General features: G+C 59.6%; 25 protein-coding genes. 16 read left to right on the forward strand and 9 right to left on the reverse strand.

Going from position 1 to position 26,133, the window contains the following annotated elements:
* The first annotated feature begins 5 nt into the window (after positions 1–5).
* The 8 genes from EPN96_07405 to EPN96_07440 all read left to right on the forward strand — a co-directional run bounded on the left by EPN96_07405 (position 6) and on the right by EPN96_07440 (position 10,346).
* The gene (locus EPN96_07405; GenBank protein TAL16997.1) at positions 6–1,391 is read left to right on the forward strand and encodes a UDP-N-acetylmuramate--L-alanine ligase; all 1,386 of its coding nucleotides are present in this window, start codon (positions 6–8) and stop codon (positions 1,389–1,391) included.
* A complete protein-coding gene (murB, locus tag EPN96_07410; protein TAL16998.1) occupies positions 1,384–2,334 on the forward strand; it encodes a UDP-N-acetylmuramate dehydrogenase in 951 nt (316 codons plus the stop codon). Before EPN96_07405 ends, murB begins: the two co-directional genes overlap by 8 nt.
* Positions 2,335–2,379: 45 nt before the next feature.
* The gene (locus EPN96_07415) at positions 2,380–3,249 is read left to right on the forward strand and encodes a D-alanine--D-alanine ligase (GenBank protein TAL17022.1); all 870 of its coding nucleotides are present in this window, start codon (positions 2,380–2,382) and stop codon (positions 3,247–3,249) included.
* Entirely contained in the window at positions 3,246–4,004 is a 759-nt protein-coding gene (locus tag EPN96_07420) for an FtsQ-type POTRA domain-containing protein (GenBank protein ID TAL16999.1), read from the forward strand. Before EPN96_07415 ends, EPN96_07420 begins: the two co-directional genes overlap by 4 nt.
* The gene (gene ftsA / locus EPN96_07425) at positions 4,001–5,245 is read left to right on the forward strand and encodes a cell division protein FtsA (protein ID TAL17000.1); all 1,245 of its coding nucleotides are present in this window, start codon (positions 4,001–4,003) and stop codon (positions 5,243–5,245) included. The genes EPN96_07420 and ftsA overlap by 4 nt, the downstream gene beginning before the upstream one ends.
* A gap of 158 nt (positions 5,246–5,403) precedes the next feature.
* Positions 5,404–6,567 (forward strand): cell division protein FtsZ, encoded by a 1,164-nt coding sequence (ftsZ, locus tag EPN96_07430; protein ID TAL17023.1) that lies wholly within the window; start codon positions 5,404–5,406, stop codon positions 6,565–6,567.
* A gap of 76 nt (positions 6,568–6,643) precedes the next feature.
* Positions 6,644–8,176, forward strand: a complete 1,533-nt coding sequence (locus tag EPN96_07435; protein ID TAL17001.1) for a radical SAM protein — start codon at positions 6,644–6,646, stop codon at positions 8,174–8,176.
* 73 nt (positions 8,177–8,249) lie between these two features.
* Complete coding sequence (locus tag EPN96_07440; GenBank protein ID TAL17002.1) at positions 8,250–10,346, forward strand: hypothetical protein; 2,097 nt, start codon at positions 8,250–8,252, stop codon at positions 10,344–10,346.
* Between the two features lie 23 nt (positions 10,347–10,369).
* On the opposite strand, the gene nifA is transcribed toward EPN96_07440, so the two are convergent.
* Positions 10,370–11,917, reverse strand: coding sequence for a nif-specific transcriptional activator NifA (gene nifA, locus EPN96_07445; GenBank protein ID TAL17003.1), 1,548 nt, complete (start codon positions 11,915–11,917; stop codon positions 10,370–10,372).
* Positions 11,918–12,103: 186 nt separating this feature from the next.
* On the opposite strand from nifA, the gene glnA reads away from it, so the two are divergent.
* From glnA to EPN96_07460, 3 genes are read left to right on the forward strand one after another with little or no spacing between them, the layout of a single operon-like run.
* Positions 12,104–13,492 carry a type I glutamate--ammonia ligase gene (gene glnA, locus EPN96_07450; GenBank protein ID TAL17004.1) on the forward strand — a complete coding sequence of 463 codons (1,389 nt, stop codon included), beginning with the start codon at positions 12,104–12,106 and terminating at the stop codon, positions 13,490–13,492.
* Positions 13,443–14,537 carry a glycosyltransferase gene (locus EPN96_07455; GenBank protein ID TAL17005.1) on the forward strand — a complete coding sequence of 365 codons (1,095 nt, stop codon included), beginning with the start codon at positions 13,443–13,445 and terminating at the stop codon, positions 14,535–14,537. The genes glnA and EPN96_07455 overlap by 50 nt, the downstream gene beginning before the upstream one ends.
* A 44-nt stretch (positions 14,538–14,581) precedes the next feature.
* Complete coding sequence (locus tag EPN96_07460; GenBank protein ID TAL17024.1) at positions 14,582–15,346, forward strand: 1-acyl-sn-glycerol-3-phosphate acyltransferase; 765 nt, start codon at positions 14,582–14,584, stop codon at positions 15,344–15,346.
* On the opposite strand, the gene EPN96_07465 is transcribed toward EPN96_07460, so the two are convergent.
* Positions 15,335–15,781, reverse strand: coding sequence for a hypothetical protein (locus tag EPN96_07465; protein TAL17006.1), 447 nt, complete (start codon positions 15,779–15,781; stop codon positions 15,335–15,337). The genes EPN96_07460 and EPN96_07465 overlap by 12 nt on opposite strands.
* 268 nt (positions 15,782–16,049) lie before the next feature.
* Here EPN96_07465 and EPN96_07470 point away from each other — a divergent pair, with 268 nt between their 5' ends.
* Positions 16,050–17,396 (forward strand): aminotransferase class III-fold pyridoxal phosphate-dependent enzyme, encoded by a 1,347-nt coding sequence (locus tag EPN96_07470; GenBank protein ID TAL17007.1) that lies wholly within the window; start codon positions 16,050–16,052, stop codon positions 17,394–17,396.
* Positions 17,397–17,660: 264 nt separating this feature from the next.
* Here EPN96_07470 and efp read toward each other — a convergent pair whose 3' ends face one another.
* Positions 17,661–18,224: an elongation factor P gene (gene efp / locus EPN96_07475; protein TAL17008.1), complete on the reverse strand. Its 564-nt coding sequence runs from the start codon at positions 18,222–18,224 to the stop codon at positions 17,661–17,663.
* A 150-nt stretch (positions 18,225–18,374) separates the two neighbouring features.
* Here efp and EPN96_07480 point away from each other — a divergent pair, with 150 nt between their 5' ends.
* The 3 genes from EPN96_07480 to EPN96_07490 all read left to right on the forward strand — a co-directional run bounded on the left by EPN96_07480 (position 18,375) and on the right by EPN96_07490 (position 20,183).
* Entirely contained in the window at positions 18,375–18,776 is a 402-nt protein-coding gene (locus tag EPN96_07480) for a hypothetical protein (protein TAL17009.1), read from the forward strand.
* Positions 18,763–19,731 (forward strand): tetratricopeptide repeat protein, encoded by a 969-nt coding sequence (locus EPN96_07485; GenBank protein TAL17010.1) that lies wholly within the window; start codon positions 18,763–18,765, stop codon positions 19,729–19,731. Before EPN96_07480 ends, EPN96_07485 begins: the two co-directional genes overlap by 14 nt.
* Positions 19,732–19,802: 71 nt before the next feature.
* Positions 19,803–20,183: a pilus assembly protein PilZ gene (locus EPN96_07490; GenBank protein ID TAL17011.1), complete on the forward strand. Its 381-nt coding sequence runs from the start codon at positions 19,803–19,805 to the stop codon at positions 20,181–20,183.
* Here the strand turns inward: EPN96_07490 and EPN96_07495 are convergent.
* From EPN96_07495 to EPN96_07520, 6 genes are read right to left on the reverse strand one after another with little or no spacing between them, the layout of a single operon-like run.
* Positions 20,164–21,201: an RluA family pseudouridine synthase gene (locus EPN96_07495; GenBank protein ID TAL17012.1), complete on the reverse strand. Its 1,038-nt coding sequence runs from the start codon at positions 21,199–21,201 to the stop codon at positions 20,164–20,166. The genes EPN96_07490 and EPN96_07495 overlap by 20 nt on opposite strands.
* A complete protein-coding gene (locus EPN96_07500) occupies positions 21,198–22,067 on the reverse strand; it encodes a DUF89 family protein (GenBank protein ID TAL17013.1) in 870 nt (289 codons plus the stop codon). The genes EPN96_07495 and EPN96_07500 overlap by 4 nt, the downstream gene beginning before the upstream one ends.
* Positions 22,064–22,855: a hypothetical protein gene (locus EPN96_07505; protein ID TAL17014.1), complete on the reverse strand. Its 792-nt coding sequence runs from the start codon at positions 22,853–22,855 to the stop codon at positions 22,064–22,066. Before EPN96_07505 ends, EPN96_07500 begins: the two co-directional genes overlap by 4 nt.
* A complete protein-coding gene (locus EPN96_07510; GenBank protein TAL17015.1) occupies positions 22,852–23,055 on the reverse strand; it encodes a hypothetical protein in 204 nt (67 codons plus the stop codon). The genes EPN96_07505 and EPN96_07510 overlap by 4 nt, the downstream gene beginning before the upstream one ends.
* Before the next feature lie 14 nt (positions 23,056–23,069).
* The gene (locus EPN96_07515) at positions 23,070–23,831 is read right to left on the reverse strand and encodes a restriction endonuclease (protein TAL17016.1); all 762 of its coding nucleotides are present in this window, start codon (positions 23,829–23,831) and stop codon (positions 23,070–23,072) included.
* 9 nt (positions 23,832–23,840) lie between these two features.
* Positions 23,841–24,395 carry a hypothetical protein gene (locus EPN96_07520; GenBank protein ID TAL17017.1) on the reverse strand — a complete coding sequence of 185 codons (555 nt, stop codon included), beginning with the start codon at positions 24,393–24,395 and terminating at the stop codon, positions 23,841–23,843.
* 1,350 nt (positions 24,396–25,745) lie between these two features.
* Between EPN96_07520 and EPN96_07525 the strand changes: the two genes are divergently transcribed.
* On the forward strand, positions 25,746–26,133 hold a 388-nt coding region (locus EPN96_07525; protein TAL17018.1), incomplete at its 3' end, for a site-specific integrase.

Consider the following 26,133-nt stretch of genomic DNA (forward strand, 5'->3'; position numbering starts at 1 on the left):
GGCCGATGTTCAAAACTGACCGGAAGATTCACTTCGTGGGAATAGGCGGGATCGGCATGAGCGGCATCGCCGAGGTCCTTCTCACTCTGGGCTACAGGGTGAGCGGCTCGGACCTCCGGCGCTCCCCCATAACCGACCGGCTGGAAACCCTCGGGGCGCAGATTCAGATCGGCCACCGGGCCGAAAACGTAGGCGATTCCTTCGTCGTGGTCATAAGCTCGGCGGTGAGCGCCGACAATCCCGAGGTCGAAAGCGCCCACGAGAAACTCATTCCCGTCATTCCCCGCGCGGAGATGCTGGCGGAGCTGATGCGGATGAAATACGGGGTCGCGGTCGCCGGGGCGCACGGAAAGACCACCACCACCTCGATGGTCGCGGCGATTTTGTCGGAGGCGGGGCTCGACCCCACCGTCGTCGTCGGCGGCAAGATAGGCAAGCTGGGCTCGAACGCAAGGCTGGGGCAGGGCAAATTCCTCGTGGCCGAGGCCGACGAAAGCGACGGGAGCTTTCTGCTCCTCGCGCCGACGGTGGCGGTGATAACCAACATCGACCGCGAGCACATGAACTATTACCTCACCGAGGAGGCCATCGAGCGGGCTTTCATCGATTTCGCAAACAAGGTTCCCTTTTACGGGGCGGTCATCCTCTGCCTCGAAGACGCGAGAATTCAGGGGATACTTCCCTGCCTCAAGCGCCGCACCATCACCTACGGGCTCGGGAGGCAGGCCGACCTTTACGCCCGCCACGTCACCATGAGCGGGGGAAAGACCACCTTCGAGGTGGTGAAGGACCAAAAGACCCTCGCGAAGCTTACCATCTCTCTGCCCGGCCAGCACAACGTGCTTAACGCTCTGGCGGCCTTCTGCGTCGGCCTCGAACTCGGCGCTGCGCCGGAGACCATCGCTTCGGCGCTCGAAGAGTTCGGAGGGGTGGACCGCCGGTCGCAGATAAAGGGCGAGGCCGGGGGCGTTATCGTCATGGACGACTACGCGCACCACCCGACGGAGATAGAAGCGGCCCTGAAGGGGCTTCGCGAGGCATGGGACAGGCGCATAATCGCCCTTTTCCAGCCCCACCGCTACTCCCGCACCCAGGATCTGGCCGAGCGCTTCCACACGGCCTTTTACAGCGCGGACTGCGTCTTCGTGACGGACATATATCCCGCGGGGGAGACTCCCATAGAGGGCGTGGACGGGCAGAGCCTCGCGGAGGGGATACGCCTTCACGGCCACCGCTTCGCCAGACACGCCGGCAACTGGGAGGAAGCCGCCGCCGCCGTGGCGGCCGAGGCGAGGGAGGGCGACCTGATAGTAACTCTGGGGGCGGGCAACATCTGGCAGGCTTCGGAGAAAATCCTCTCCATACTGAGCGGGAGCGGCAGTGATGAATAGTTTCAGCGCGATAGAGCTGATTCAAAGGATGGTGAGGGGCCAGGTCGCCCTGAACGTCCCGATGTCCACGCTGACCTCGGTCAGGACGGGCGGCCATGCTGACATCCTCATCACCCCCGCGGACGTTGAGGACCTTTCGACTGTCCTCAAATTCCTCGCCCAGCGCGGGATAAAGTATTTCGTACTGGGAGGAGGCTCCGGGATTATCGTGCGGGACGGAGGCATACGCGGCGCGGTCATCCGCCTCGGCCCGAATTTTCAGCGTCTCGAGGTAGTCTCCGGGGGGAAGGAGCCTGTTCTTCGGGCGCAGGCGGGCCTCTCCCTTACCGAGTTCGTGAGGAAAGCCTCCGAGGATTCCATAGGGGGTTTCGAGTTTCTCTACGGCATTCCGGGAACCGTAGGCGGAGCGGTCGCCAGAAACGCCTCCTCCTGGGGAGAGGAGATCGCCGGCAGGGTCGTCTCGGTGGACACCATCAACATGGAAGGCGAGATATCCACTATCCCGGCGGAAAAGCTGAAATTTCACAGGCATTCCTGCGGGCTGCCGCAAAACCACATAATCCTTTCCGTTACCTTGCGGGGCGCGCACAGGACCGACGAGGAGATACGCCAGAAGGTGCGGGAGAGCCTCGACAGGCGGATGGCGGTTCAGCCGGTCCGCGAGAGGAGCACGGGGATGATCTTCGTGGACCCCGAAGGCGGAGGTTCCGCCGGGGCGCTCATCGACCAGTGCAACCTGAAGGGGATACGGGTGGGCGACGCGGAGATATCCAACATCAGCGCCAACTACATAGTAAACCTCGGAGAGGCGACGACCAGCAACGTAATCGCCCTGGTCGGGCTGATTCAGGAGCGCATCTACGTAAAGCACAAGCTTCACCTCAAAACCTTCATCGAGATAATCGGCAGCCGTCAGCAGGAGATGCTGCGGATAAAGAAATAGGCAAAGGAGAAGAAGGTGGCAAAAATTGCCGTTTTGAAGGGCGGAATGAGCGCCGAGCGGGACATAAGCCTCGTTACGGGGGCTTCCGTCGCCAAGGCCCTTCGCGCCTCGGGCCACGACGTCATCGAGATCGACGTCGGAGCCGATCTCCCGGCGCAGCTTGAAAAAGCCTCTCCGCGCTCGGTCTTCATCGCCCTCCACGGCAGGTGGGGCGAGGACGGCACGGTGCAGGGGCTTCTGGAGATAATGGGGATTCCCTACACCGGCTCGGGGGTGACCGCAAGCGCCCTTGCAATGGACAAGGTTCTCAGCAAGGTCGTCTTCACCGCCTACGGCGTGCCCACGCCGGAGTTTCAGGTGCTCGGCCCAAGCGAGGGCGCGAAGGATGTCAGACTCCCGGCTCCTCTGGTCGCCAAGCCCCCTAGGGAGGGCTCCACCATCGGCATCGCCATAGCGAAATGCGAAGAGGAGATAGCCGGAGCGGTGCACACCGCGAGAGCCCACTCCAAGACGGTGCTCATCGAGAAATTCATAAGGGGCCGCGAGCTGACCGTCGCGGTGCTGGACGGGAAACCTCTGCCCATAGTGGAGATAACTCCCGAGAGCGGCTTTTACGACTACGAATCGAAGTACACCCCCGGCAGAACCCGCTACACCTGCCCCGCGAAGCTCGACGCCGAGACCGCCGGAAAGGTTTCCGAGGCGGGAAGAAGGGCTTACGAGGTCCTCGGCTGCTCCGGCGCGGCGAGGGTGGATGTCCTTCTGGACAACAACGACAATCCCTGGGTGCTGGAGGTCAACACCATACCGGGCATGACTCCGACGAGCCTTCTGCCCAAGGCCGCCGCGGCGGCGGGAATAGATTTCGAGACTCTCGTGAACAAGATTGTAAAAGAGGCTTCTTTAAAGGCATGAAGATTCCGAAGGAGAGCCGGCAATTCGGCGGGGCGATGTGGGCGGCCACCACGATGGCGGTGGCGCTTGCGCTCTTCTTCGGGGTTCGCATAGCCATTGAGCTTAGCCCCTTCGTGGTCGAGAAGATCGAGGTCAGGGGGAACACCCAGACGCCCGCCGAGGAGGTGGTCTCGGCTTCCGGCCTCATGAGGGGTGAGAGCCTTTTTCAGAAAAAGCTCGCCCGGATAAAGGAAGACGTAGAGAAATTGCCCTGGGTTCATTCGTCGAAGATATCCCGGAGGCTTCCGGGCTCGGTGGTCATAGAGGTCGAGGAGTCGAAGCCCTCTTTCCTGATACGGCTGAGCGAGCGCCTCTACTACTTTTCCCTCGACGGGAAGGTTATCGACGCCCCGCTGAAGGCCGGAATCGATTTTCCGGTTATCACCGGACTCGACTGGGAGGAGCTGGAAGGCGACTCCGAGAGGCGGGAGCAGGTTCTGGAGCTTCTGAAATACGCCGACCCCGCTTCCCTCGGGGGAAGGATAGAGGAGATACACTGCCACAGCCCGGAAAAATTCGTCATTTACGGGAATTTCCCGCTGTGCACGAAGATCGTGGTCGGAGCGGGGGATTTCGCCGAGAAATTCAAGGATTTCGCACGGTTGAAAAGAAAGCTGGACAAGCGCGGACAGTACGCCAAAAGCGCGGATTTGACGCTCGACGACAGGATTATCGCAAGGCTTGACACAATGGATGATGAGCGAGGAACCAGATGAAATCCCGCGTGAGGACACTTGTCGGGCTTGACATAGGCACCACGAAGATCTGCGCCGTCGTGGCTGAGGACACGCCCGACGGCCTCCAGATAATCGGCTACGGCACCCACCCCGCCAGCGGCCTGCGCAAGGGCGTGGTGGTAAACATAGAGTCTACCGTCCAGTCCATCAAAAAAGCGGTGGAAGAGGCGGAATTGATGTCGGGCCGCAAGATAAAGCAGGTCAGCGCGGGGATCGCCGGGGGCCACATACAGGCTTTCAACAGCCACGGCGTAATAGCGCTGAAAGATCAGGAGGTCACTCCGGCGGAGGTGAAGAGGGTAATCGACGCAGCCAAGGCGGTGGCAATTCCGATGGACAGGGAGGTCCTTCACATCATTCCGCAGGAGTTCATCATCGACGATCAGGACGGCATCGTCGACCCCGTCGGGATGTGCGGGGTGCGCCTCGAAGTCCACGTTCATATAGTCACCGGGGCGGTGGCTGCGGCCCAGAACATAGTGAAGTGCTGCAACCGGGCGGACCTTGAGGTGGCGGACATTGTCCTGGAGCCTCTCGCCAGCGCGGAGGCGGTGCTCACTCCCGACGAGAAGGAGCTGGGCGTCGTCGTCGTGGACATGGGCGGCGGGACTACCGACGTGGTGGTCATCGGGCAGGGCTCGGTGAAGCACACCTCGGTGCTCACCCTCGGCGGCAACCACGTTACCAGCGACATCGCGATGGGGCTTCGCACCCCCTCCGCCGAGGCGGAGAAGATAAAGAGGAAGCACGCCTGCGCCCTAGTCAGCAAGGTGGGCAAGGACGAGACGATAGAGGTTCCGGGGGTCGGCGGAAGAAGGCCCCGGATACTGAACCGAAGGATTCTGGCGGAGATAGTCGAGCCCCGGGTCGAGGAGATTTTCTCCCTTATACGGCAGGATCTCCAGAACCGCGGCATCGAGGACATGGTCGTCTCCGGAGTAGTCCTCTGCGGCGGCGGAAGCCTTCTGGACGGAACGGTGGAGCTCGCCGAGCAGGTCTTCGGCCTCCCCGTCAGGCGCGGCGAGCCGAGGGACATCCTCGGTCTGGTGGATCAGCTCAAAGACCCCGCCTACGCCACCGGCGTCGGGCTGGTACGCCACGCCTGGCTGAAGCGCGACGAGCAGGGCGCGGCTCTCGACGAATCGGACGAGAAGCTTTTTTCGAGGATAACGCAAAAAATGAAGGGCTGGTTTCAGCAGTTCTTTTTCGGAGAAGAGTAACGGGCCGGGCGCGAAGGGAAACGCGCAAGGTCCTTAATTGACGGTCGTCTCTTGAGGGCGAGAAAAAAGGAGTGGGAAAGATGGCCAAGTTTACGCTTGAAGCACCAACGGTGGCCGTGCAGCAGCCTTCGCAGCCTGCATCGGTCCAAAGCACAAAAATGCCCGTGGCGAACAGGCACCGGGCGACGATCAAGGTAATCGGCGTCGGCGGCGCGGGCGGAAACGTTCTCGACACCATGATAGCGGGCGGGGTCAGCGGCGTCGAGTTCATCGTCGCCAACACCGACGCGCAGGCGCTTGAGGACAAGAACGCCAAGACGCGCCTCCAGCTCGGGGCGGGGCTGACGAGGGGCCTCGGAGCGGGAGGCGACCCGAACATGGGGCGTCAGGCCGCCATCGAGTCCACCGCCCACATCAACGAGCTTATCGGCACGGCGGACATGGTCTTCATCACCGCGGGGATGGGCGGCGGCACCGGCACCGGAGCCAGTCCCGTCATCGCGAAACAGGCCAAGGAAGCCGGGGCGCTGACCGTCGGCGTGGTCACCAAGCCCTTCACCTTCGAGGGCAAGCGCAGGATGAAAAGAGCCGAGGAGGGAATCACGGCGCTCAAGGAGTGCGTTGACACCCTTCTGATCATCCCCAACGAGCGGCTCCTCGAAATAGCGGGCGAAAACGCCACCACGGAGGAGGCTTACGCCCTCGTGGACAACGTCCTTTGCCAGGCGGTGCGCGGGATATCCGATCTCATCACCACCTCCGGCAGGATAAACGTCGATTTCGCCGACGTGCGCGCCGTCATGAGCACTCGCGGCATGGCGCTCATGGGCACCGGCATACGCTCGGGCGACGGCAGGGCTTCCGCCGCGGCCCACGACGCGGTATCGAGCCCCCTTCTCGCCAACGCCTCGATACAGGGCGCGAAGATGGTGCTTATCAACTTTCGCGGCAGCTCCAACCTCACGATGGGCGAGATCAATGAGGCGGCCAACTACATTCAGGAAGCGGCCCACGACGACGCGGAGATCTTCTTCGGCCACGTCATCGACGAGAACATGAAGGATTCGGTGGAAGTTACCGTCATCGCCACCGGCTTCGACGAAGCCAAATCCGACCAGATTCTCGACATGCCGGTGCAGAAGGTGGTCAACGGGAGCCACATGGAAAGCAAGGAGCCGGTGAACCACGACGTTCCGGCGTTCATCAGAAAAGAGCGGGAAAAGTACGGCTCCGCGATGAGGGTCACCCGCATCGCCACGGGCGATTCCGATTACTGCAGCGACCTGGACGCCCCGACTTTCCTGCGCAAGCAGGCAGATTAGTTTTTTGACCAAGGTTCGCCGTCCCGCCGGCCGCGCCGGATACGCCCTCATTTTCCCTAACCGTTGCGGGGTGGGAATGGCGAACCTGGGGCTGCAGTCCCTCTACCGCATCATCAGCGCCCTGCCCGGGGCCGTCTGCGACCTCCACTTCGCGGACAGGCCCCGGGGCCTTTTAACGGGCCAGTCCATAGCAAGCTCCAGCATCATCGCCTTTTCCCTCTCCTTTGAAGGCGATTACCCCGCGATTCCCGAAATTCTCCGGCAGGCGGGGATTGCGCCGCTCGCCGCCGACAGGGGCGAGGACTCCCCGCTCCTACTGGCAGGAGGGATGGCGGCAACCCTCAACCCCGAGCCCCTCGCGGAGATCTTCGACATCTTCTACCTCGGCGAGGCGGAAGGCCCCTTCGCCCTTCTCCACGAGTTTCTGTCCGAAAATATTGGCCTTGAACGGTCTCTACTCCTTGGCAGACTCGCCGCCGCCTCCCTTCCCGGCGTCTACGTCCCCTCCGCCTACAGGGTCGCCGCCGATTATTCAAGGGAACCGCTTCACGGCGCTCCGGAGAAGGTGGCGATGCAAAGGGCGCCGGAGGGGTGGGAACCGGCGCACACCGTTATCGCCGGGGGCGAGGACGACCCCTTCGGGGGGGCGCGGCTGCTCGAAATAAGCAGGGGCTGCCCCCACGGGTGCAGATTCTGCGCCACGGGCTATCTCGCCAGGCCCGCCCGCTTCATCCCCTTTGAAAAACTCCTTCCCTACATCGAAAAATACGCCGGAAAGGGCGAGCGCATCGGCCTCGTCGGGGCCGCGGTCTCCAACCACCCCGAGTTCGCAAGGATCGCCCGCGAAATTCTCGCCGCGGGGGGCGGCTTCACGGTTTCCTCTTTTCGCGCCGAGACCCTTGACGACGAAATGCTCGGGCTCCTCCGGGAAGGCGGGCTAAAGACCCTTACCCTCGCTATCGAGGCAGGCACGGAGCAGCTACGGCGGAGGGCGGGAAAGACCCTCGACGAGGAGGCTCTTTTAAGAGCGGCGCAGCTTGCCTCCCGCCACAGGGTCTCCCGGTTGAAAGTCTACGCGATGGTCGGCCTTCCGGGCGAGGAGGATTCAGACGTAGAAGAGCTCGCCAGACTCGCGGGCAGGGTAAAGACCGCCCTCGGAAGGGGCAACGTAACCCTGAGCGCCGCCCCCTTCGTCCCGAAGCCCCACACTCCCTTCCAGTGGGAAAAGATGGAGGACGAAGAGGTGCTGAGGAGGAGAATCCGCCTTCTCAAGAGGATTTCCGGCCCCATCTCCGGCCTCACGGTCGACGCCGAGTCGCCGAAATGGTCCCTCGTTCAGGGGCTCTTGTCCAGAGCCGGGCGCGAAGCGGGGAAGTGGCTCGCGGGAGGCGGTGAAGGCGTCCAGTGGCCGCGAATCCTCCGGACGCCGGAGGCTGCGGGAATTCTCGGCGCAAGAGACCCGGACGCCCTCCTGCCGTGGGATTTCATCTCGGAAACCCCCCGCAGGGAGCTTCTTCTCGAAGAGCGAAGAAGAAGCGGGCTCATCCTTCCGCCCATGCCCTGCCCCTCGGAAAGCTGCCGGTTTTGCGGAATATGCCGGGGAGACTGAAAAATCTCCATAGTTGAAAGAGGGTTTATTTGATAAGGTTAGCGTATGGGGGACAAAGGCAGGACAGTTTTTAATGCAAAATGACAAAACCCCGGGGTTCAGACGGTTCTTCGCATTCCGCTTCGCGATTCTCATCATCGCGGCGGCGCTTTTTTCCGTCGCGCTAACCTCCGGCGGCCTTTACCATTTTTATACCTCCTCGCTGGACGAAGACGCCAATCTGGCCTCAAGCCAGTTCCGCCGCGAGATAGACCACGTCCAGCGCGAGATGGAGGTGAACGTTCAGGAGATGGCGCGCCTCGCCGCTCCGGTCGATTCCGGCACCGCTTTCGCCGCCCTTTCGGGAAAGAGCGATTTGAAGGTTCTCGGAATAGGCAACAGAGACTGGTGGAGCAACCATTTCAGCTTTCCGGCGGAGGTGGTGGACACGGCCTTCAGCTGTTTCGGGTGCGGCCAGCTTGTCAAGCTTCGGGACGGTCCCCTTCTTTTCCTCGTCTCCGCGGCGGTAAATTCCTCCTCCGGCGAACCTTTGCGCCTGCTCGCGACAAGAGACCTCGGGCAGCGGTGGCTGGAAGAGACGAGCCAGCGCATAGGGGCCGAGCTCGCCCTTTGCGACGAGGAAGGCTACATAAGCGCGTCGAGCTTCGACCGCTCCTCCGATTTTTCCAGCTCCTTTCTTTCGATCCCCTACGACGATCTCGTGAACATAGCGGACAAACCCTACGGCTTTCGGCTTTACCCGCTGGAATCGGGGGGAATCAAGCTCGGTTACTTCGCGGTTTTCTCTCCCGCCGCCCCTCTCCAGTCCCTCGCCTTCAAGCTCGGAGCTTTCCAGATCGGCGGCTCCCTTCTCGCCCTTTTGGCCTTCTATTTTCTCTACGTCACCACCTTTCGGACGACGACCAGAGAACTGGGGGATCTGGCCAGATGGGCCGAGGATTTCTCCGGGTTTTCCGAAGCCCCGCCTCCCCCTTCCGGGCGCTTTCAGGAGGTAAGGGTCCTCTCAAACGCCTTCAAAAGACTCGTCGGAAGGCTGAACACCGCCTCCGAAGAGGTGCTCCGGCAAAACGAGAAACTCGAAGAGCAGGTCAGGAACAAGACCCTTGAGATCTTCGCCAACCACTCGCTGCTCAAGGACATCCTCTCCGAGATGCCGCAGGCTGTCCTGCTGCTGGAAGAGGACCACACCATCGCCTACGCCAACGAAAACGCCGTCTCGATCTTCGGGGCGGTGCCGGGGATGCGCCTGCCCGGCCCCCTTGCGATAGCGCTTGCGGGCCATTTCACCGACGATTCCCAGAACGAGGAGGTTAAATTCACCCTTTCCGGCATGGACTATTCCTCGGTGGTCAGGGCTGTCGGAAGTCCTCCGCGAAGCCTGGTGCTGGTGCGCGACGAAACGCGAAAGCTCGCCATCGAAAGGCAGCTTCTGCAGGCGCAGAAGCTCGAAGCGGTCAGCAGGCTCGCGGGAGGGGTCGCCCACGAATTCAACAACGCGCTCGCGTCGATACTGCCGGGGGTCGAGATGCTGCGGCTTCGCACCGACGATCCGAAAGCGCTGGGGTATCTGGACGTAATTGAAAACGCCGCTCACAGGGGCGCGGACGTGGTGAAGCAGATCTTGTCTTTCAGCAGGTCTTCCGAGGAATCCAGAAACCGCCTCAGGGTGAACAGCGTGGTCGAGGTAGCGGTAAAGCTCCTTCGACCTGCGTCCAAAAGCGTGGAAATCCTCTGGAACCCCGGACAGGAGGTACCGGATATCCTCGGCGACGAGCGTCAGCTTCAGCAGATGATACTGAATCTCGCTATAAATTCACTGGACGCGCTGGAGGGAAAGGGAAGGATAACGATAGAGACCTGGGCGGGGGAAAAATCGGGAGAGGCCTGCCTGGCCATCACCGACAACGGCCCCGGCATACCGCCCCACATAGTCCAGAGCATCTTCGACCCCTTCTTCACGACGAAGGAGCCGGGCATGGGGACGGGGCTCGGCCTCGCCATAGCCTTCGCGGTCGTCGAGGGCCACGGCGGCACCATAAGGCACATCAGGCCGACCGAGGGCGGCGCCCGCTTCGAGATACGGTTTCCCGGCATACAGGAGCCTCCCCTGACCACGGGTGCGAGAAACGGCAGCACCGGGATGAGGGACGAGGATATCGTAATCCGCTGAAACAGGGGCTTTTGAAAAGCCCCCTAAGTGTACTTTTTGGGTTCTATCCTGTACTTGGTAATTTTGTAGCCCAAAATCCTCTGGGTGGTTTTAAGCCTCTGGGCCGCTTTTCTGATGTTTCCCCTGGTGGCCTTCAGGGCGTCGATTATTATATCCGTCTCGAAATTCGCCACCGCCTCGTCGAAGGAGAGGTCTTCTCCGCCTCCCGAGGTGGCTTCCGCCGTCTGGAGGGTCGGCGGCAGGTGGTAGGAGTGGATCGCGGGGCCATTGCACAAAAGGACGGCCCTTTCGATGCAGTTCTCAAGCTCTCGCACGTTTCCCGGCCAGTGGTAGCTCATCAGCATGTCTATAGCGGGGGTGGTTATCCTGCGTATCTCCTTGCCGTTTTCGCGTGAGTACTTTTCGAGGAAGTGCTCCGCCAGAAGGAGGATGTCGGTCTTTCTCTCGCGCAGGGCGGGCATGTAGATGGGGAAAACGTTTAGCCGGTAGTAGAGGTCTTCCCTGAATTTTCCCTCTTTTATCTCTTCTTCGAGATTCCTGTTCGTGGCGGCGATTATGCGCAGGTTGATCTTTATCGTCTTCACCCCGCCGACCCGCTCGAACTCCTTTTCCTGCAGAACCCGAAGGAGCTTTACCTGAATCGCCGGGTTCAGGTCCCCTATCTCGTCCAGAAAGATGGTGCCCCCCGAGGCAAGCTCGAAGCGCCCCTGCTTGGCTTCCGCAGCCCCGGTGAAGGCCCCCTTCTCATGGCCGAAAAGCTCGCTTTCGATGAGGGTCTCGGGAATGGCGGAACAGTTGACCTTTATGAGCGGCCTGCCGGAGCGAAGGCTCCCGTAGTGGATGGCGTTCGCCACCAGTTCCTTTCCCGTGCCGCTCTCGCCCCTTATGAGCACGGTGGCGTTGGACTTGGCGACCTGGGCTATCATGGCGTAGACGTGGTGCATCGCCTTGGAGTTGCCGATGATGTTGGAGATGTTGTACTTGGTGACGAGGTCGGTCTGGAGGCGCTCTTTTTCGGCGACCAGTTTTGAGCGCTCGTCGTCGCGCATTTTGTGAACCTTGACCGCCTGGCCGATCATCGAGGCGATGATTTCGAGGAGGCGCACGTCCTCGGTGAAGCTCACATCGGGGCTGAAGAGGCGATCCACGCTCAGGGCTCCGACCGTCTCGTCCCCGGCCTTGATGGGCACGCACAAAAAGGAGATGTCTTCTTTCGAGATGTCTCCCCTGCTCTTGGTCCTGTTGAGGAAGAGGGGCTCCTTGCCGATGGACTGGACGACCATCGGCTCTCCGGTCGCCACGACGGTGCCTGTGACGCCCTCGCCCAGCCGGTAGCGCCCGCGCTTCTTCTCGGCTTCGGTCAGCCCGAGCGAGGTTTCTATCTCTATATCGCCCGTCAGCCTGTTGAGCAGGGCGACCGTCCCCCTGTTCATGCCGAGTTTTTTGGACAGAACCCCGAGTATTTTTTCGAGCACCTGCCGCAGGTCGAGACTTGCGGCAAGGGCCTGACTCACCTCGTAAAGCGCCGTCAGTTCGTGGATTTTATTCTGTAGCGAATCTCTGCTCAACATGGTTCTCCTCCGTGTGCGCCACAAAAGTACACGACTTTTTGTATAATTACAATAATGTAGTGGTAAAATCATCGTCGAGCATTTTTGTATCGTCATTCTTGGCTCGTGCGCTTTGCGCCAACTCTGTTAAAGTATCAGGCCATGATTTGCGGGGGGTTTCCCCCGCTCGGGCCGAAGGAGTTTTTGATGGATCAAAAGAGCGTTATGAACTTCGCCCGCGAAAACGAATGTGTTTTCGCGGACGTTAAATTTTCCGACTTTCTCGGGCAGTGGCGGCGCATCGGCGTCCCCATCCAGCAGTTTTCCTCCTCTGTTTTCGAGGAAGGGCTGAGTCTGGATTCGTCCGCCCTGCCGGGCTGGAGCTCGAAGGGTTCGGGGCTGGTCCTCGTGCCCGACCCCTCGACCATGAGGGTCGATCCCTTTCCGAAGGCAAAGACGATGAGCCTTATCGGCAGCGTCCGCGAAGGCTCTACCCGCGCCCCCTACCCTCTCGACCCGCGCAATATTGCGAAAAAGGCGGTGGAATTCATGGTTGCCGAGGGAATCGGGGAGACGGCGAGCTTCGGAGTCGAGCCCGGCTTTTTCATCTTCGACGACGTGCGCTTCGACCAGACCCGCAACAGCGCCTTCCACTTCGTCGATTCGGTGGAGGCCCAGTGGAACTCGGGGAGGGAGGAGGGACCGAACCTCGGCTACAAGGGCAAGGCGGGGGAAAGCCGCTATCCGGTGCAGCCCTACGATTCTCTGGCGGACCTTCGCCAGGAGATGGCGCAGGAGCTTATCCGCCTGTGCATCGGGGTCGAGCGCGAGCAGCACGAAGCCGCCTCGGCGGGGCAGTGCGAGCTGGTGCTCAGGCACGCGAACCTCGTCGAGGAGGCCGACAACCTCCAGTGGCTGAAGTACGTCCTTCGGAACACCGCCCTTCGGAGCGCCAAGACCCTCACCTTCATGCCGAAGCCGGTCTTCGAGGAGCCCGGAAGCTCGATGCACGTGAGCCAGTCGCTCTGGCGCTCCGGCAAAAACCTCTTTTCCGGCGAGGAATACGGAGGGCTTTCCCAGACCGCCCTCCACTACGCCGGCGGCATTCTCCGTCACGCGCCCGCTCTTATGGCCCTCTGCAACCCCACGGCCAACTCCTACCGGAGGCTCCTCACGAAGGGCGAGGTTCCGGTCGCCCTCTCCTATTCCGCCGTGGACAAAAACGCCGTGGTGCGAACCCCCCTCCACCCCGCCGGGGCAAAGGCGAGGCGGATAGAGTTTTGTCTGCCCGACCCTTCGGCGAACGGGTATCTGGCCTTCGCGGCTCTCCTGATGGCGGGAATCGACGGGATAATACACCGCATCGAGCCCGGCGCTCCTCTCGAAGAGAAGCCGAAGACGAAAGCCGGCTGGATGCCCCAGTCTCTGGAAGAAGCCCTCCGGGCGCTTGAAAAGGACCATTCTTTCCTCCTCGCCGGGGGGGTCTTTTCAAAGAACGCCGTAGAGCGCTGGATAGAGCTCAAGCTCGAACGCGAGGTCAGGCCGCTTGCCCTTCGCACCACGCCCTACGAGTTTTCGCTCTATTACGACTGCTGACGCGGTTTTGGCGAAGGAAAACCCCGCGCCTCGCGGCGCGGTCAGCGTGATAATCCCTGTGCTCGACGAGGAAGAGTCTCTGGGCAGCCTCCTTGGCGACCTATCCCGCCAGAGGGGAATCCGTCTTCAGGTAATCGTCGCCGACGGAGGCTCCAAAGACCGCACCAGGGCCGTTTTCGACTCCTTCGAGGGTGAAAACTTCCTCTGGGTGGACGCGCCGAGGGGCAGGGGCGCGCAGCTCAACGCGGGGACAAAGGCGGCGCTCCATGAAGACCTTCTCTTTCTCCACGCGGACACGCGGATTAGGGATGAAGACCTCATCTCCGGCGGATTCGCCGCGATGGGAAGGGAGTGCGCCGGGTCCAGCCGCGTTCTGGGCCATTTCGCGACGGGTTTTCACGACCGCCCCCTCGATTTCACCCATTTTTTCCTGATGGCGAAGACAACGCAGAATCTTCCCGAGTGCGTCAACGGCGATCAGGGGTTCTGGCTCCGGAAAGGGTTTTTCCGGGAGCTCGGCGGTTTTGACGACGCCCTGCCCTACCTTGAGGATATGCGGCTCGCGTATCAGGCCTTTGCCGGGGGAAAAATCGCCCTCCTCCCCGGAAAGCTGGAGACCTCTTCGAGGCGCTTCGGAGCCCAGGGGCCAAAAAAGAGGCTCCTTCTCAACGCGCTGATACGGCTTGCCCACGAAGCGGACGCGAGGGAGTTTTACGGAAGGGCCGGGACTCTCTACGGGGAGCAGGCCAAAGCCGGCGCGCTTAGGATCACCCCCTTTTTTGACGCCCTGTGGAAGGAAGGGAAAAGGGAGGGGAGATGGCGTTTCATGCGAAAGCTCTGGAAGTTCGGCGCGCGAAACTCCTGGCAGGTTCCCTTCTGGCTGGACTCGCGGCGGGCTTTCCGAAGGGGATACGAAGATCCCGAGGGGCTGGCCGCAAAACCCGAAAGGCTGATTTTACGGGTAATATCCGGGGAATTCGTGGTATTTTTCTTCTTCGCGGCCCTGTTCGCCGGAAGAATAATCGAATTTAAAAGCAGGAAGTAACCGCCTTGTCAAAAGAGCTTGTCACCCCCTTCACGGGCAAATCCATTTACGAAACCAGCCGGGAAAGGAAACCCTCCCTCCTCGCGCGCCTTTTTCCCTCGCTCTATTTTTATTCCGGCGTCTTCTGTACGGTAATCCGCGCGTCCCGTAGGGCGAAACGCGGCAGGTACGGCTGCCCGGAGTGGGTGGGAAGCTCTCTCGAAATACTGGAGCGCACCGAGGCGACGGGGGGGAAGGTAACCGTTGAGGGGCTCGACCGTTTGAATTCGTTTTCCGGCCCCCGCGTCTACGTCGGAAACCACATGTCCACCCTGGAAACCTTCCTTTTGCCTTCGATTCTCCGGCCTGTAGGCCCCGTGACTTTTATCGTCAAGAAGGAGCTTCTTGACTACCCCGTCTTCGGCCACGTGATGCGCTCGCGAAAGCCGATAGCCCTCGGCAGGAGCAATCCCAGGGAAGACCTCGAAACGGTTTTTCGTGAGGGAAAAGAGCTTCTGGCCTCCGGAGTCAGCGTTATCGTCTTTCCGCAGACCACCCGCGCGGAGCGCTTCGACCCCTCGCGCTTCAACACGATAGGGGCGAAACTGGCAGCCCGCGCCAAGGTCCCTCTCGTGCCGGTGGCGCTGAAGACGGATTTTTGGGGTACCGGGAAGATGATAAAGGACTTCGGGGTTATTTCCCCCGAAAAGCGGGTGTACTTCTCTTTCGGGGAGCCGATAGCCCCCCAGGGGAAGGGAGACGAGGCTCACCGGGCGACGGTGGAGTTCATCTCCGGGGCCCTTGGCCGCTGGGAAAAACTACCGGGGTAGTTTCTTCACGAAAGCGCCGAAAAATATCTGCGCGCCGGAGAGAAGGGCCAGCCCAACTCCGGTGAGAAGCGGCCCCAGAATCAGCGGCGAAACTCCCGCGCCCCGCAGCCACTTGCCGAAAAACCCCATCCCCGCCACGAAGAGCCAGCTTTTCCAGGACAGAAACCCTCCGACGCACTTGCCGTCGCCTCGTTTGATTATCCTCGCCGCGCTCTTTTTGGCCGCCGGGCGAAGCACCTTCGCCCCCTTGAACCAGCCGAGCAGGACTCCAGCGCCGAGCGCCGCCGCCCCCTCCGGCATGGAAAGCTCCAAAAGGGCCGCGCCCCCACGGTAAAGCAGGAAGACCCCCACCGCCGACCACAGAAGGGACGCAAGAAAAAGGTGAAGCCAGACGGGCGCGCCCGGTTTAATTTTCGAGATTAAATCATTCGCCACTGTGAGAAATCTTTCCGGCATTCCGCGATATTGCGGTATTGTTAAGACACTATTGGGTTTCGGGAGCCCCGGTTACAAGGAGACGCGCAGCGAGAAGCGAGACAGTATAAGACAATACGGCGAGCTTCGAGCGAGCACGCGACGCAGTAAACGGGGGTCGCAGCAGTTTTTCAACGGACTGTTCGGCTCCACAGCGTTCTTGCCCCCCGGCGACTTGCGTGATAAATATTGAACCTGGCTTTCCGGTCAATCTTCAAGGGAGTAAAACGTGGACATCTACGAGCAGTACTCGGATCTCACGCCCGGTTCCAGCATCCTCCACAACCACGCCATCCACCTCTTCCCCGGCGGAATATGCCACAACCTCCGCCTCTTCGATCCCTATCCAATATACCCGAGAAGGGCCGTCGGAGGGATTATAACCGACGTGGACGGCAGGGACATCGTCGATCTGTGGATGGGCCACTTTACGATGATCTTCGGCCACAACTTCGCGACGGTGAAAAACGCCGTGGTCAACGCCCTCGACGGGGGGTGGCACTGGGGAATGCCCCACGAAAAAGAGGTGAGGCTGGCCGACGAAATAATGCTGGCCGCTCCCGCCATCCGCAAGCTCCGCTTTTGCTGCACCGGCACCGAGGCGACGATGTACGCCGTGCGCCTCGCCAGGGCTTTCACCGGCAAGGGCTGGGTGTTGAAGGTCGCCGGGGGGTGGCACGGGGCTTCGACCGACCTCAGCTTCGCCGTAAAACACCCCTTCGGGGAGCCGGAGGGCGCGGGACTTCCCGAACCCGACAGGCAGGGCGTCGCCCATCTGCAGTTCAACGACATCGAGGCCAGCAAAAAGGTCATCGAGGTCCATCAGGGCCACACCGCCGCCATTATAGTAGAGCCGATGCTGGGCGCGGGAGGGTTCATCCCCGCCGACCCGGAATATTTGAAGTTTCTGCGCCAGGCCTGCGACGACATCGGCGCTGTCCTCATCTTCGACGAGATAATCACCGGTTTTAGGTTCCGCTACGGAATCCTGGCCGACGAATACGGAGTGCGCCCCGACCTCGTGACCCTCGGCAAGATCGTCGGCGGCGGCTTCCCCATCGGCCTCTACGGGGGAAGGGCCGACATCATGGAGCTGGCGAACCCCAAGAGCGCGGCGCGACCCGGCAGGCCCGTCCTCGTAGGGGGAGGCACCTTTTCCGCCAACCCGGTTACGATGGCTGCGGGCCTCGCCACCCTCGACGTCCTCAGGACGCAGGCGGGCGGCATTTACTCATCCCTCGCCGCAAAGGGTGAAAAGCTGAGGAAGGGAATAACCGAGCGCTTCGATTCCGCGGGAGTTCCGGCGGAATGCACCGGCAAGGGAAGCCTCTTCATGACCCACATCCTGAAAGACAAATCCTGCGCCGGGACGCTCCGCTCGCCCGCCGATATAGCCGAGAAGACCCTGGCGAAAATGCCCGACAGGGAGATGAAGATATCACTGCTGAACCACGGGGTCTTTTCCGTCCACGGCGGCGGCTCGGTGTGCACCGCCCATTCCGAGACGGACGTGGAAAAGGTTCTGGACGGCTACGAGGGAGCAGCAAAGGACCTCAAGAAAATTCTGTCCAGATAACTCATTATTCAAAATGCAAAAGCGGGCGGAGGAGTAACCCTTCGCCCGCTTTTGTTTTTATGGGATGCCGTTTCGCTTTCAGGCTTTGGGATGCGGGTTTAAAGCGCCGCGCTATCCGCCAGAAGCTTTCCCCGGCGCGGCTTTCCGTTCCCGGCGAGGAATCCCGCAGAGAGAGGGTGAGACAGTAGCAGCGCTACGGCGAACCCTTGAGCGAGGACATGACGACGCCGGGGGCGGAAAGGATGCGACGGCACAAGGGCTCACCTAAGCGCGGGAGACAAAATGCCCGTCGCGTGTATCTATCTTGACCTTCTCCCCCTCCTCCAGATAGGGAGGCACCTGTAACACGAGGCCGGTTTCGAGTTCGGCCTCTTTGGTCTGGGAGGTCGCCGTGGCGTTGCGAAGGGCGGGGGCGGTTCTGACTACCTTAAGCTCGACGGTCTGCGGCGGGTCGATGGACACCACCTTGCCGACGTAAAGCCCGAGTTGAACCTCCTGCCCGTCGAGGAGATACCCCTTTATCGAATCGAAGAGCTCCCCGCCGACCTCGAACTGCTCGTAATTCTCCATGTCCATGAAGACGCCCCCCTCCTGGGAGGAGTAGAGGAACTGACCCTTCCGGCGCTCGAAATCCGCCATTTCCACCCGGTCGTCACCCTTGAGATTCTTGTCGAGAACCTGTCCGGTGAGGAGGTTGCGGTAGCGTATCTTTACCCGGAGGCTGGCGCCCCTCGCGGAGGGGGAGTGGAAGGCGATCTCCAGCAGCCTGCAGGGGGCCTCTCCGAAATTTACTATCATTCCTCTCTTGAGATCCGACGCTTCAGCCATTTTTTTCATCTCCTTGAACGCTTTTCCCGGTCCTTTACGCGCCGGTATTTATCCCGCCTTCGGGTTCTTTGTAAAGTTTTTTTGTCTTCCGGCGTTTGCCGCATTAGAATGCATAGTGTCGGAAAACATAAAAAATACAAAGGAGCAGCCATGTCGAAATCAAGGACAAGCCTGAAATCCATAAGCTTGGCCGTACTTCTGGCCTACCTCTTCATCTTCCTGCCCTCCTCCCCCGCAATGGCGGCCTGGGTAGGCACCGGGGAAGCCCTCGGATCCCCGAAGGCGCGCCTCGTCTCTTTCGTGGAGAGAGACGACGTGCAAAAACAGATAACCTCCCTGGGAGTGGACCCGGAAGAAGCGCTTCGCCGGGTGAACGGGATGACCGACGCCGAGGCGAAGACGGCCCTTGAAAAGATAGGCTCCCTTCCCGCCGGAGGCGACGGAGTTGGCACGCTCATCGGCGCGTGTCTCTTCATCTTCATAGTCCTTCTGATCACCGACATAATCGGACTGACGCACGTATTTTCCTTCGTCAATCATGGGCGCAGGTAAAAATACCGTCAGGCGCGCAAAACGCCTCTCAAAGCTTGTCTGCCTCTTTGCGGCGCTCCTCCTCGCGGGGTGCGCCGCAAATCTTTCTTACCTCAAAAATTCGTCCCTCCCCGAAAGGGCCGGTATACCCGATCTCGTTCCCTTCGAGCAAAAGGAACACCTCTGCGGCCCCTCGGCCCTCGCGACCCTGCTTCGCTGGGCAGGTGAGCCGGAGATTACCCCGGATTTCCTCTGCCCCCTCCTCTACACCCCCGGCAAGGAGGGAACCTTCCTTTTCGACATCGCAAGGGAGATTCGCCTTCGCGGCTATCTCGCCTACTCCCTTACAGGCGGGCTGAGAGAAGTCCTCGAAGAGATAGCTTCCGGCAAGCCGGTGCTGGTGCTGGAGAACCGCGGCCTCTCCTTCTACACGGTTTACCATTACAGCGTCGCGGGAGGGTACGACCTGGGGCGGGGGGAGATTCTCCTCTACGAGGGAAAGCGGGAAGCGCGGTTAAATTCTCTCTCGACTTTTTCGAGAACCTTCGAGCGTTCCGGGGAGGTTGCGGTTCTCGCGCTTCCCCCGGGCGAACTGCCGGTTTCGGCTCCGCCGACCGCGCTGCTGGAGGCTCTCGGCGCCCTCGAAAGCGCGGGCAAAAAGCCGGAAGCCCGGCGGGGGTATGAAAATTTCACGAAAAGGTTCCCGGGGAGCTGGCTCGGCCATTTCGCCCTCGGCAACTCTCTCGCCGGGTCCGGGGATTTTGCCGGAGCCAAAGGGGAATTTGAAATTGCGCTCGGCCTCTCGCCGGACCGCCCGGAAATCCTCAACAATCTCGCCCTCATCGCTTCCGGGGAGGGGCGCTGCGCCGAAGCGGAGAGGCTGGCGGGAGAAGCCGTGGAGAAAGCCCGGGGGCAGGGGATGGACGGCGCTCCCTACGAGGAAACCGCAAGGGAAGTCCTGCGCTGCGGGAAGTGAGAAATGTTTTTGCTTATCACTTCTTTTCAATTGGGATAATCTGATTCTCCCTGACCGAGGAGAGCAACCAGATGGAAAAGCTACCGCCCGACACCTGCATAAGCGAAGCGGACCGCAGGGCTTACCCGCGCAGCCCCGTCGTCGTTAAGAAAGCGAAGCTGCATTACGGCAACGAGATCTTTTTCGGCTACGCGACCAACGTCTCCCGCAGCGGCCTCTTCATCTCCTCCACAAAACTCCGGAGCCCCGGAGAAACCTACGCGGTGGAGTTCACCCTTCCGGGGGACGCCTCCCGCCGCTTCGTCTGCCGGGCCGAGGTCATGTGGGCGCGCCCCTACCGGCAGGGGTCCTTCTGCTCGGCTGGCTTCGGCCTTCGGTTCCTCGATCTTCCCGAGGAGGACGCCGTCTTCATAGATGAATGGGTGAAGCGGGTTAACGCGCAGATGAAGTGATTCTTGCGGGAAGGGCTCCTGCGAGCCCGAAAACCGTGAGGCACTCCCGAAGCTCCCTCGGAAGGTCGGAAAAAATCTCCAGCCTCTCCCCCGTCGCCGGGTGCTCCATCCCCACGTAAAAAGCGTGCAGAAACATCCTCGAAAGCCCCGAAACTTCCGCGACCTCTCTGTTGAATCCCCTGTCGCCGTACCTCGAATCAAGCGCCACCGGGTGTCCGAGATGGGCGAAGTGCCGCCGTATCTGATGGTTTCTTCCGGTCAAAAGCTCGATCTCGACGAGGGTGGCCGAAAGAGGGTGGGCAGCCCTCCCCAGCACCCGGTACAGGGTAAGCGCGCTTTGAATCTTCGGTTCGAGTTCGAGGCAGGCCGGGCCCAGTTTCGCGTAGTCCCTGGAGTCGGGCCGCTTTTCCAGCTCCGCCTCGATCCTGCCTTCGTCGCACTCCAGCCTTCCCGCGGCCAGCGCCAGATATTTTTTGGAGAAGCGCTTCTGCTGAAGGTGAAAGCCGAGCTTTCTCTGCGCCCTCGGGTTCTTGCCGATGAGCACGAGGCCGCTGGTCTCTATGTCGAGGCGGTTCGCCAGCGCGGGCTGGAATTCGTCCTCCACCTTCGTCCCCAGATAGTGGCGGACGCGCTCTATGAGGGTGTCGCCGCTGCGGCGAAGGGCAGGGTGGCTGGCGCAGCCGGGGGGCTTGGAGACGACGAGGAGGTCTTCGTCCTCGCGCACCACGGTAAAGGGGCCCGCCGGGGTCGAAACAGCTTCGTTTTCTTTGAGAACCGGCTTCGTCGAGGGTTTTTGGGGCCGAAGAACCGCCACGGAGACGATATCGCCTCCGACGACCTTCCCGAGCGGGTCGGCGGGCCGCCCGCCTTTCTTTATCTCCCCCGTCCTCGCCTTCTTGAAGATTTCGCGGGGCGAAAGCTCAGGAAAGACCCTCCGCACAGCCTCCAGCACGGTCAGCCCCGTCCACTCGCCGCTTATCTCTATGTTCTTTACAACAGTAACCATTTCTCCGGTCATTCAACCATTCCCGTTCCGCTGACGAAGACCACGCTTCCCCTTTCGACTCCGAGCCAGGAGGCTACGGGGTCGCACTTGGCGCAGAGGAGGAAAAATACCGGCTTTTTCGAGATAAATTCGGGGTATTCGGTGAGGGTTTCGAGGTTCGCCATCCCCTTGGCGACGATTACGTCGGCGTTTTTCCACGCCGCGTGAAACTCCTCGCCGGAAAAGGGGGGCTCGACGCCGACGCAGTCGCTGCCGGTGTCCACGAGGTTTTCGATATGGAGGCCGAAGCGCTCCGCGCCCTCCCGCGTGAGGTCGTTCTGGGAGGGCTCTCCCTTCACGCAGTAGGAGACCTCGAAACCGGCGCGCTCGAAAAACTCGATGAGGGGAAGGTCGAAGAGCGCCTCGCCGCTGTTGTCGGCTAAGATTAAAATCTTCCGGGCGGTTTCAAGCGCGTTTTCAAACTCGCGAAGGTCGAGGCTGGCGAAGGAGAAATCGAACTCGCGCCATTCGCGCTCCACCTCCTCGAAGGGGCGGAAATAATCCAGCCGGTTCCCCATCGCGGCCAGCTTGAGCCTGCCCTCAAGGTCGCCGCCGCACTTTCCGGCGACGAGGGGGAGAGCTTTCGCGCTCATGGCGAACTCGCGCTCCTTGAAGCGGCGGAAGGGGTCGGGATTTCCTGTCAGCTCCTTCGACAGCCGCAAAAACCCGGTGGCGACCCGCGTGGGTACGCTCTCGCCCTCGCTGAACTGAATCCGCACATACTCGGCGGTCTGCGCCCTCACCGTCTCCAGGAGTGCGGGAAGGTCCGCGCACGCCTCGGCGGAGGCCTTTTCGGCCAGGCACAGGAGGCACTTCAGACAGTCCCTTCTCGCTCTCATTTTAGCTCCGCGAAAAACCCGAGGGCGAGCTCGGGCAAAAGCCCGTAGGCTTCCCTGAGCGCCCTCTCCTCTTCCGGGGATTTCTTCTCCCAGAGGGAGGATTCGAGGGGGAGGTCGCTGATGTAAGTCAGCGCCGCCCCCGGAAGGGAGTGGTGGCGGGCGGCGGAAAAAAAGGCGGAAAGCTCCATCTCCAGCGCGTCGAAGCCCCGCTCGCGGAGCAGCCGGAGGTTTTCCGGCGCTTCGGCTGCAATCGAGCCGATGGTGAAGACCCTTCCCTCCCTCGGCGCTATTCCCCGCTCCCGTAGCGTCTCTCTGAGCGCGCCCTCCAGCCCGCCGGAACAGGGAATCTCCGCGGCCTCGTCCACCAGCTCTCCGAAATCCCTGCCGAGGTAGCGCGTGTACCCCTCGCCGTCGGCGGCGGTCAGCGGCAGGAAGAAATCCCCCAGCGCCCAGCCGGAGCGCAGCGACCCCACCGCGCCCGCGAAGAGAAGGTTTCTGGCTCCGGAAAGGGAAAGAAAGGAGATGCAGTCGCCCACCCGCGAAGGCCCCACCCCGGTGCGAATCACCGTGACGCGCATACCCTTGAAGACCGCCGTGAACCCCTGAAAGAAAAACGGCGGCGAAAGCGGAACGATAGACGCCTCCTCCACATGGCGCGAAAAGGACTTGAGGTGCATGAAGGGAGTGAGAATCACGTTCTCGGCGATCTCCCCCGGCGGACACCCGAGAGTAATTTCAAGCACCCTTGCGGGATCGCCCAAGCGGGGAGGGTTACAGGACATAATCAACCTAATTCTTCAAAATAATCTTCTTCGATTATGCCAGTCCCAATCAGTCTTTCGCACATCATGGGTGATTTTGTAAGCAGGTCGGCCAGTATCCTTCTTAAAACATGCGCGTCCTCCGGGAAATCCTCTTTTCCAAACCATTCATCTGATAACCTCAGAGCAATGGCATTTGCCCAATCGGAGTTTGTTATAATCTGCATTTGACTTCCTTCGTTCATATGAGCCTGTAACTGCCCTTTGAAACGAACTCAAGATACCCTTTGTCTCTCAGAAATTGCAGTTGCTGCCTTATTTTGTCTTTTACGTGCCGGTTGTCCGGGTGTTTTTGCTGCAAAAACAATTCGTAGGAATACACATCCTGCAAATTGAATTCGGTTTTGTCGATTTTGTCTAAGCAGTTCATCACATCGACAATCCAGCCCTTGGTCTCTTTTTCATCGCGCAAAAACAGGGTTTTCTTCCAGTTTTCAAGAACTTTTTCCGTTGGCTGGATTTGCCTGTCCTTGACGTAGAAAATCTTTCCGGCATGGGGAATATTGTTTATCAGTATGTTGCACCCGACCCACGCTCCTCTTTTGGCAGCCGGCGAAAGAGGCTTTCTCTTTTCTATTATCTCCGGCGTGAAGAAGTGCTTCGGAACCACAGCGAAATTCAATACTTCGTAGTTAACAGGGCTGTAATTCAGCAAGAAAAAGTTCGGGTTATCATCGCCCTGCAATCTTTTGATCATCGTGTCGTAAGCGCCGTCAACTATCCTGGACCCCGATGAGTTTTTCTTGCTCTTAAGCTCAAAATCCTCGGAACATTTCGCACAGTAAAAATCCGCCACGGGGCGATTGTTCCTGTGGCTGTCTACGCCCGTTCCGCAATTAGGGCAGTAGATTTCACTTGAAACCCAAGCCTCGGAAAGAACCCGGATTTTCTGCGAATTGCTGGTGTATGCGTCGGCTAATTTCCGGTCAAAACATGTTAACACCGGTTTGCCTCATTTTGGCTCGGCGTAAACAGGCATATCTTCTGCACCGTTCAGCGGGTCAAGCTTCATCTCAGTCAAATACCCCGGATTTACATAAATGTGCATACCCATTTCCGCCATTATTTTCAAAAGCTTTTCTTTAAAAAGCGATCTTATAAGAGAAGGTCCAACCCATCCAACTTCCTTAAAGCTGAAAGAGGCAAGCTTTCGTGTTTCTTCCGTGAACTCGATGTAAAAGATCGGAAGGCATTCTCTTCCTTCGTGCCCGTAGATTTCAACATCAAGTTCAACATAGTCGGGCGCTCGGTAAGGGTCTGAAAAAAGATATACCACAACCTGCCCTGCATCCTCCGGGAAAAATTTTCTCTCAGCGGTAAAAATGCCCCTCACATTTTCCAGTGACAAAGCCTCATTAGTTGGAACACGGCATTCATATCTTAATTCCTGATGGCGGTTTAATTTGCTTATTGCAGACAACATTACATTATCCTTGATCAAAACAGACCTCAATTTAGTTATTACGCAAAAGAGCTCTTCTCTCGTCAATTCTCCGAGACTGTTCATATCTTCTCCTATTTAAACCTTTTCTTGATGCCACACACTCTAAGCCTAGCCTCTTGGCGAATTTCGCCCCTTAAAACCATGGCCGAAAGATATGGCAAGATACTCGATCCAAAGAAAGATCGCACGATCAAAAATCCGCGTCACCAGATCATTTTTTCGTTTCCCCCCTCTGGATCTCACGGCGAAAGCAACCCATTATACAGGCAGACGTTAAATTATCCGCATATTGGTATGCTTTTTTGTTCCTGCTATTTTTTGGTTTACAGGAGGATTTGAAGCAGGCGGACTTGTTACTTTTGTGTGCTTCGCACTTTTACAGCTTGCCGGGCTTCGCCCCGCACCCCAGGTACTTCTTTTAGAAAGAAGTACCCAAGAAATCGGCCCGGACTCGTCGCTCGCGCTTTGAAAAAGCGCGACCACTTCGTTCCGGCTGGGCCGTACGGGGCACCCGCTCGCCAAGGCTCGCTAAGACCCCGCGCCGGCCCGACGCCTCCACTCGTTGCGCCGCGTACGGGCCCCGAAGGAGAAGACGAAGTGAAGGCTCGTCCAAAAACGAGGTGATACAATGTTTTTGGACTCGAAGGTAGTTTGTTTGCAAATAGAATACGTGTAAAAACCCTACCTTCGAGCCCATGAGCCAAGATGACCTTGCTCATGGGCGAGCCCGAGAGCGTAGCGACTCTTCGGCGTTCCACTCAGCCGGGATGCTTCTGCCCGTGCTCCAGAGGCCAAAAAGATCGGCCAAAACGCATGCAATCGCAAAGGCGTATTATTTCATAAACGTCTTAATATACAAGCAATTATGGGATAAAAAAGATCGGCCAGAGGATCGGCCAAACTAGCGGACGAAGAACAAGAAAGGCCACCCGCAAGGGGTGGCCTTTATGTTTAAATGGCGCCGAGGACTGGCCTCGAATTTTTCGGCGAGCTTTCGCTCACGAAAAATTATTCCGCTGTTAGCGCCGGTACGAGCCCGGCGCTCTTTTGCTTCGCGCCGTGAAAATTCTTTTCGAGATTGCCTGGTAGCGCTCGCTATTCGCTCGCTTTTAGGTGCTGGTTCTCGCCAGTCCCCCCCTCCCCGCATACTAAAAAAGCCGTCCCTTTGGACGGCCTTTTTAGTATGGTGCCGAAGACTGGACTCGAACCAGCACGGGGGTTAACCCACCAGACCCTGAATCGTAAAAAACCGCTTTGCCCTGCCTTGCTAATCTTTGTATTTCGTAGTAATTTCAATTTGTTGTTGCATTACGATTTAGTATGGCTATATCGTTATTTTGACGCTTTTGCCGCCCGGTTGTCCCCCTATTGTCCCCCCAGAATTGACCGGAAAGGCAAAACGGAGAAGAGAAAATGGCGATTCTAATCAGGTGCGAGTGCAAGGCCGAAGCAAAGCTCACGGCAAAGACTTGTCCGGGCTGCGGGATGGAGTTTCCGAGAAAGGGAAGGCTCTACAAGGTCGTGCTGCGCATGGGAGGCCGGAAGGTGACGCGCACCATAGGCAACCTTGAGGCGGCTAGGGAGATCGAAGCCAAGCTCAAGGTGGACATAGCCAAAGAGGAGCACAATCTCCAAAAGAAGACGCCCGCGCCCACCCTTGCCCAAATTTGGAAGCGATACCTCCCCTGGGCTATGGAGAACAAGTCCTCATGGGAAATGGACGTGTACAGCTACCAGAGGCATTTAGAGCCGATTTTCGGAAGTATGCGGATGGATCAGATTTCGCAGTTCGACGTTGAAA

It is taken from the genome of bacterium (assembly GCA_004322275.1).
Lineage (GTDB): Bacteria > Desulfobacterota > Deferrisomatia > Deferrisomatales > BM512 > SCTA01.

Bases quoted from the DNA above. Each gene is read 5' to 3' on its own strand.
- EPN96_07405 (TAL16997.1), top strand. From the start codon at position 6: ATGTTCAAAACTGACCGGAAGATTCACTTCGTGGGAATAGGCGGGATC.
- murB (TAL16998.1), top strand. From the start codon at position 1,384: ATGAATAGTTTCAGCGCGATAGAGCTGATTCAAAGGATGGTGAGGGGC.
- EPN96_07415 (TAL17022.1), top strand. From the start codon at position 2,380: ATGAGCGCCGAGCGGGACATAAGCCTCGTTACGGGGGCTTCCGTCGCC.
- EPN96_07420 (TAL16999.1), top strand. From the start codon at position 3,246: ATGAAGATTCCGAAGGAGAGCCGGCAATTCGGCGGGGCGATGTGGGCG.
- ftsA (TAL17000.1), top strand. From the start codon at position 4,001: ATGAAATCCCGCGTGAGGACACTTGTCGGGCTTGACATAGGCACCACG.
- ftsZ (TAL17023.1), top strand. From the start codon at position 5,404: ATGCCCGTGGCGAACAGGCACCGGGCGACGATCAAGGTAATCGGCGTC.
- EPN96_07435 (TAL17001.1), top strand. From the start codon at position 6,644: ATGGCGAACCTGGGGCTGCAGTCCCTCTACCGCATCATCAGCGCCCTG.
- EPN96_07440 (TAL17002.1), top strand. From the start codon at position 8,250: ATGCAAAATGACAAAACCCCGGGGTTCAGACGGTTCTTCGCATTCCGC.
- nifA (TAL17003.1), bottom strand. From the start codon at position 11,917: ATGTTGAGCAGAGATTCGCTACAGAATAAAATCCACGAACTGACGGCG.
- glnA (TAL17004.1), top strand. From the start codon at position 12,104: ATGGATCAAAAGAGCGTTATGAACTTCGCCCGCGAAAACGAATGTGTT.
- efp (TAL17008.1), bottom strand. From the start codon at position 18,224: ATGGCTGAAGCGTCGGATCTCAAGAGAGGAATGATAGTAAATTTCGGA.
- EPN96_07480 (TAL17009.1), top strand. From the start codon at position 18,375: ATGTCGAAATCAAGGACAAGCCTGAAATCCATAAGCTTGGCCGTACTT.
- EPN96_07485 (TAL17010.1), top strand. From the start codon at position 18,763: ATGGGCGCAGGTAAAAATACCGTCAGGCGCGCAAAACGCCTCTCAAAG.
- EPN96_07490 (TAL17011.1), top strand. From the start codon at position 19,803: ATGGAAAAGCTACCGCCCGACACCTGCATAAGCGAAGCGGACCGCAGG.
- EPN96_07495 (TAL17012.1), bottom strand. From the start codon at position 21,201: ATGACCGGAGAAATGGTTACTGTTGTAAAGAACATAGAGATAAGCGGC.
- EPN96_07500 (TAL17013.1), bottom strand. From the start codon at position 22,067: ATGAGAGCGAGAAGGGACTGTCTGAAGTGCCTCCTGTGCCTGGCCGAA.
- EPN96_07510 (TAL17015.1), bottom strand. From the start codon at position 23,055: ATGCAGATTATAACAAACTCCGATTGGGCAAATGCCATTGCTCTGAGG.
- EPN96_07520 (TAL17017.1), bottom strand. From the start codon at position 24,395: ATGAACAGTCTCGGAGAATTGACGAGAGAAGAGCTCTTTTGCGTAATA.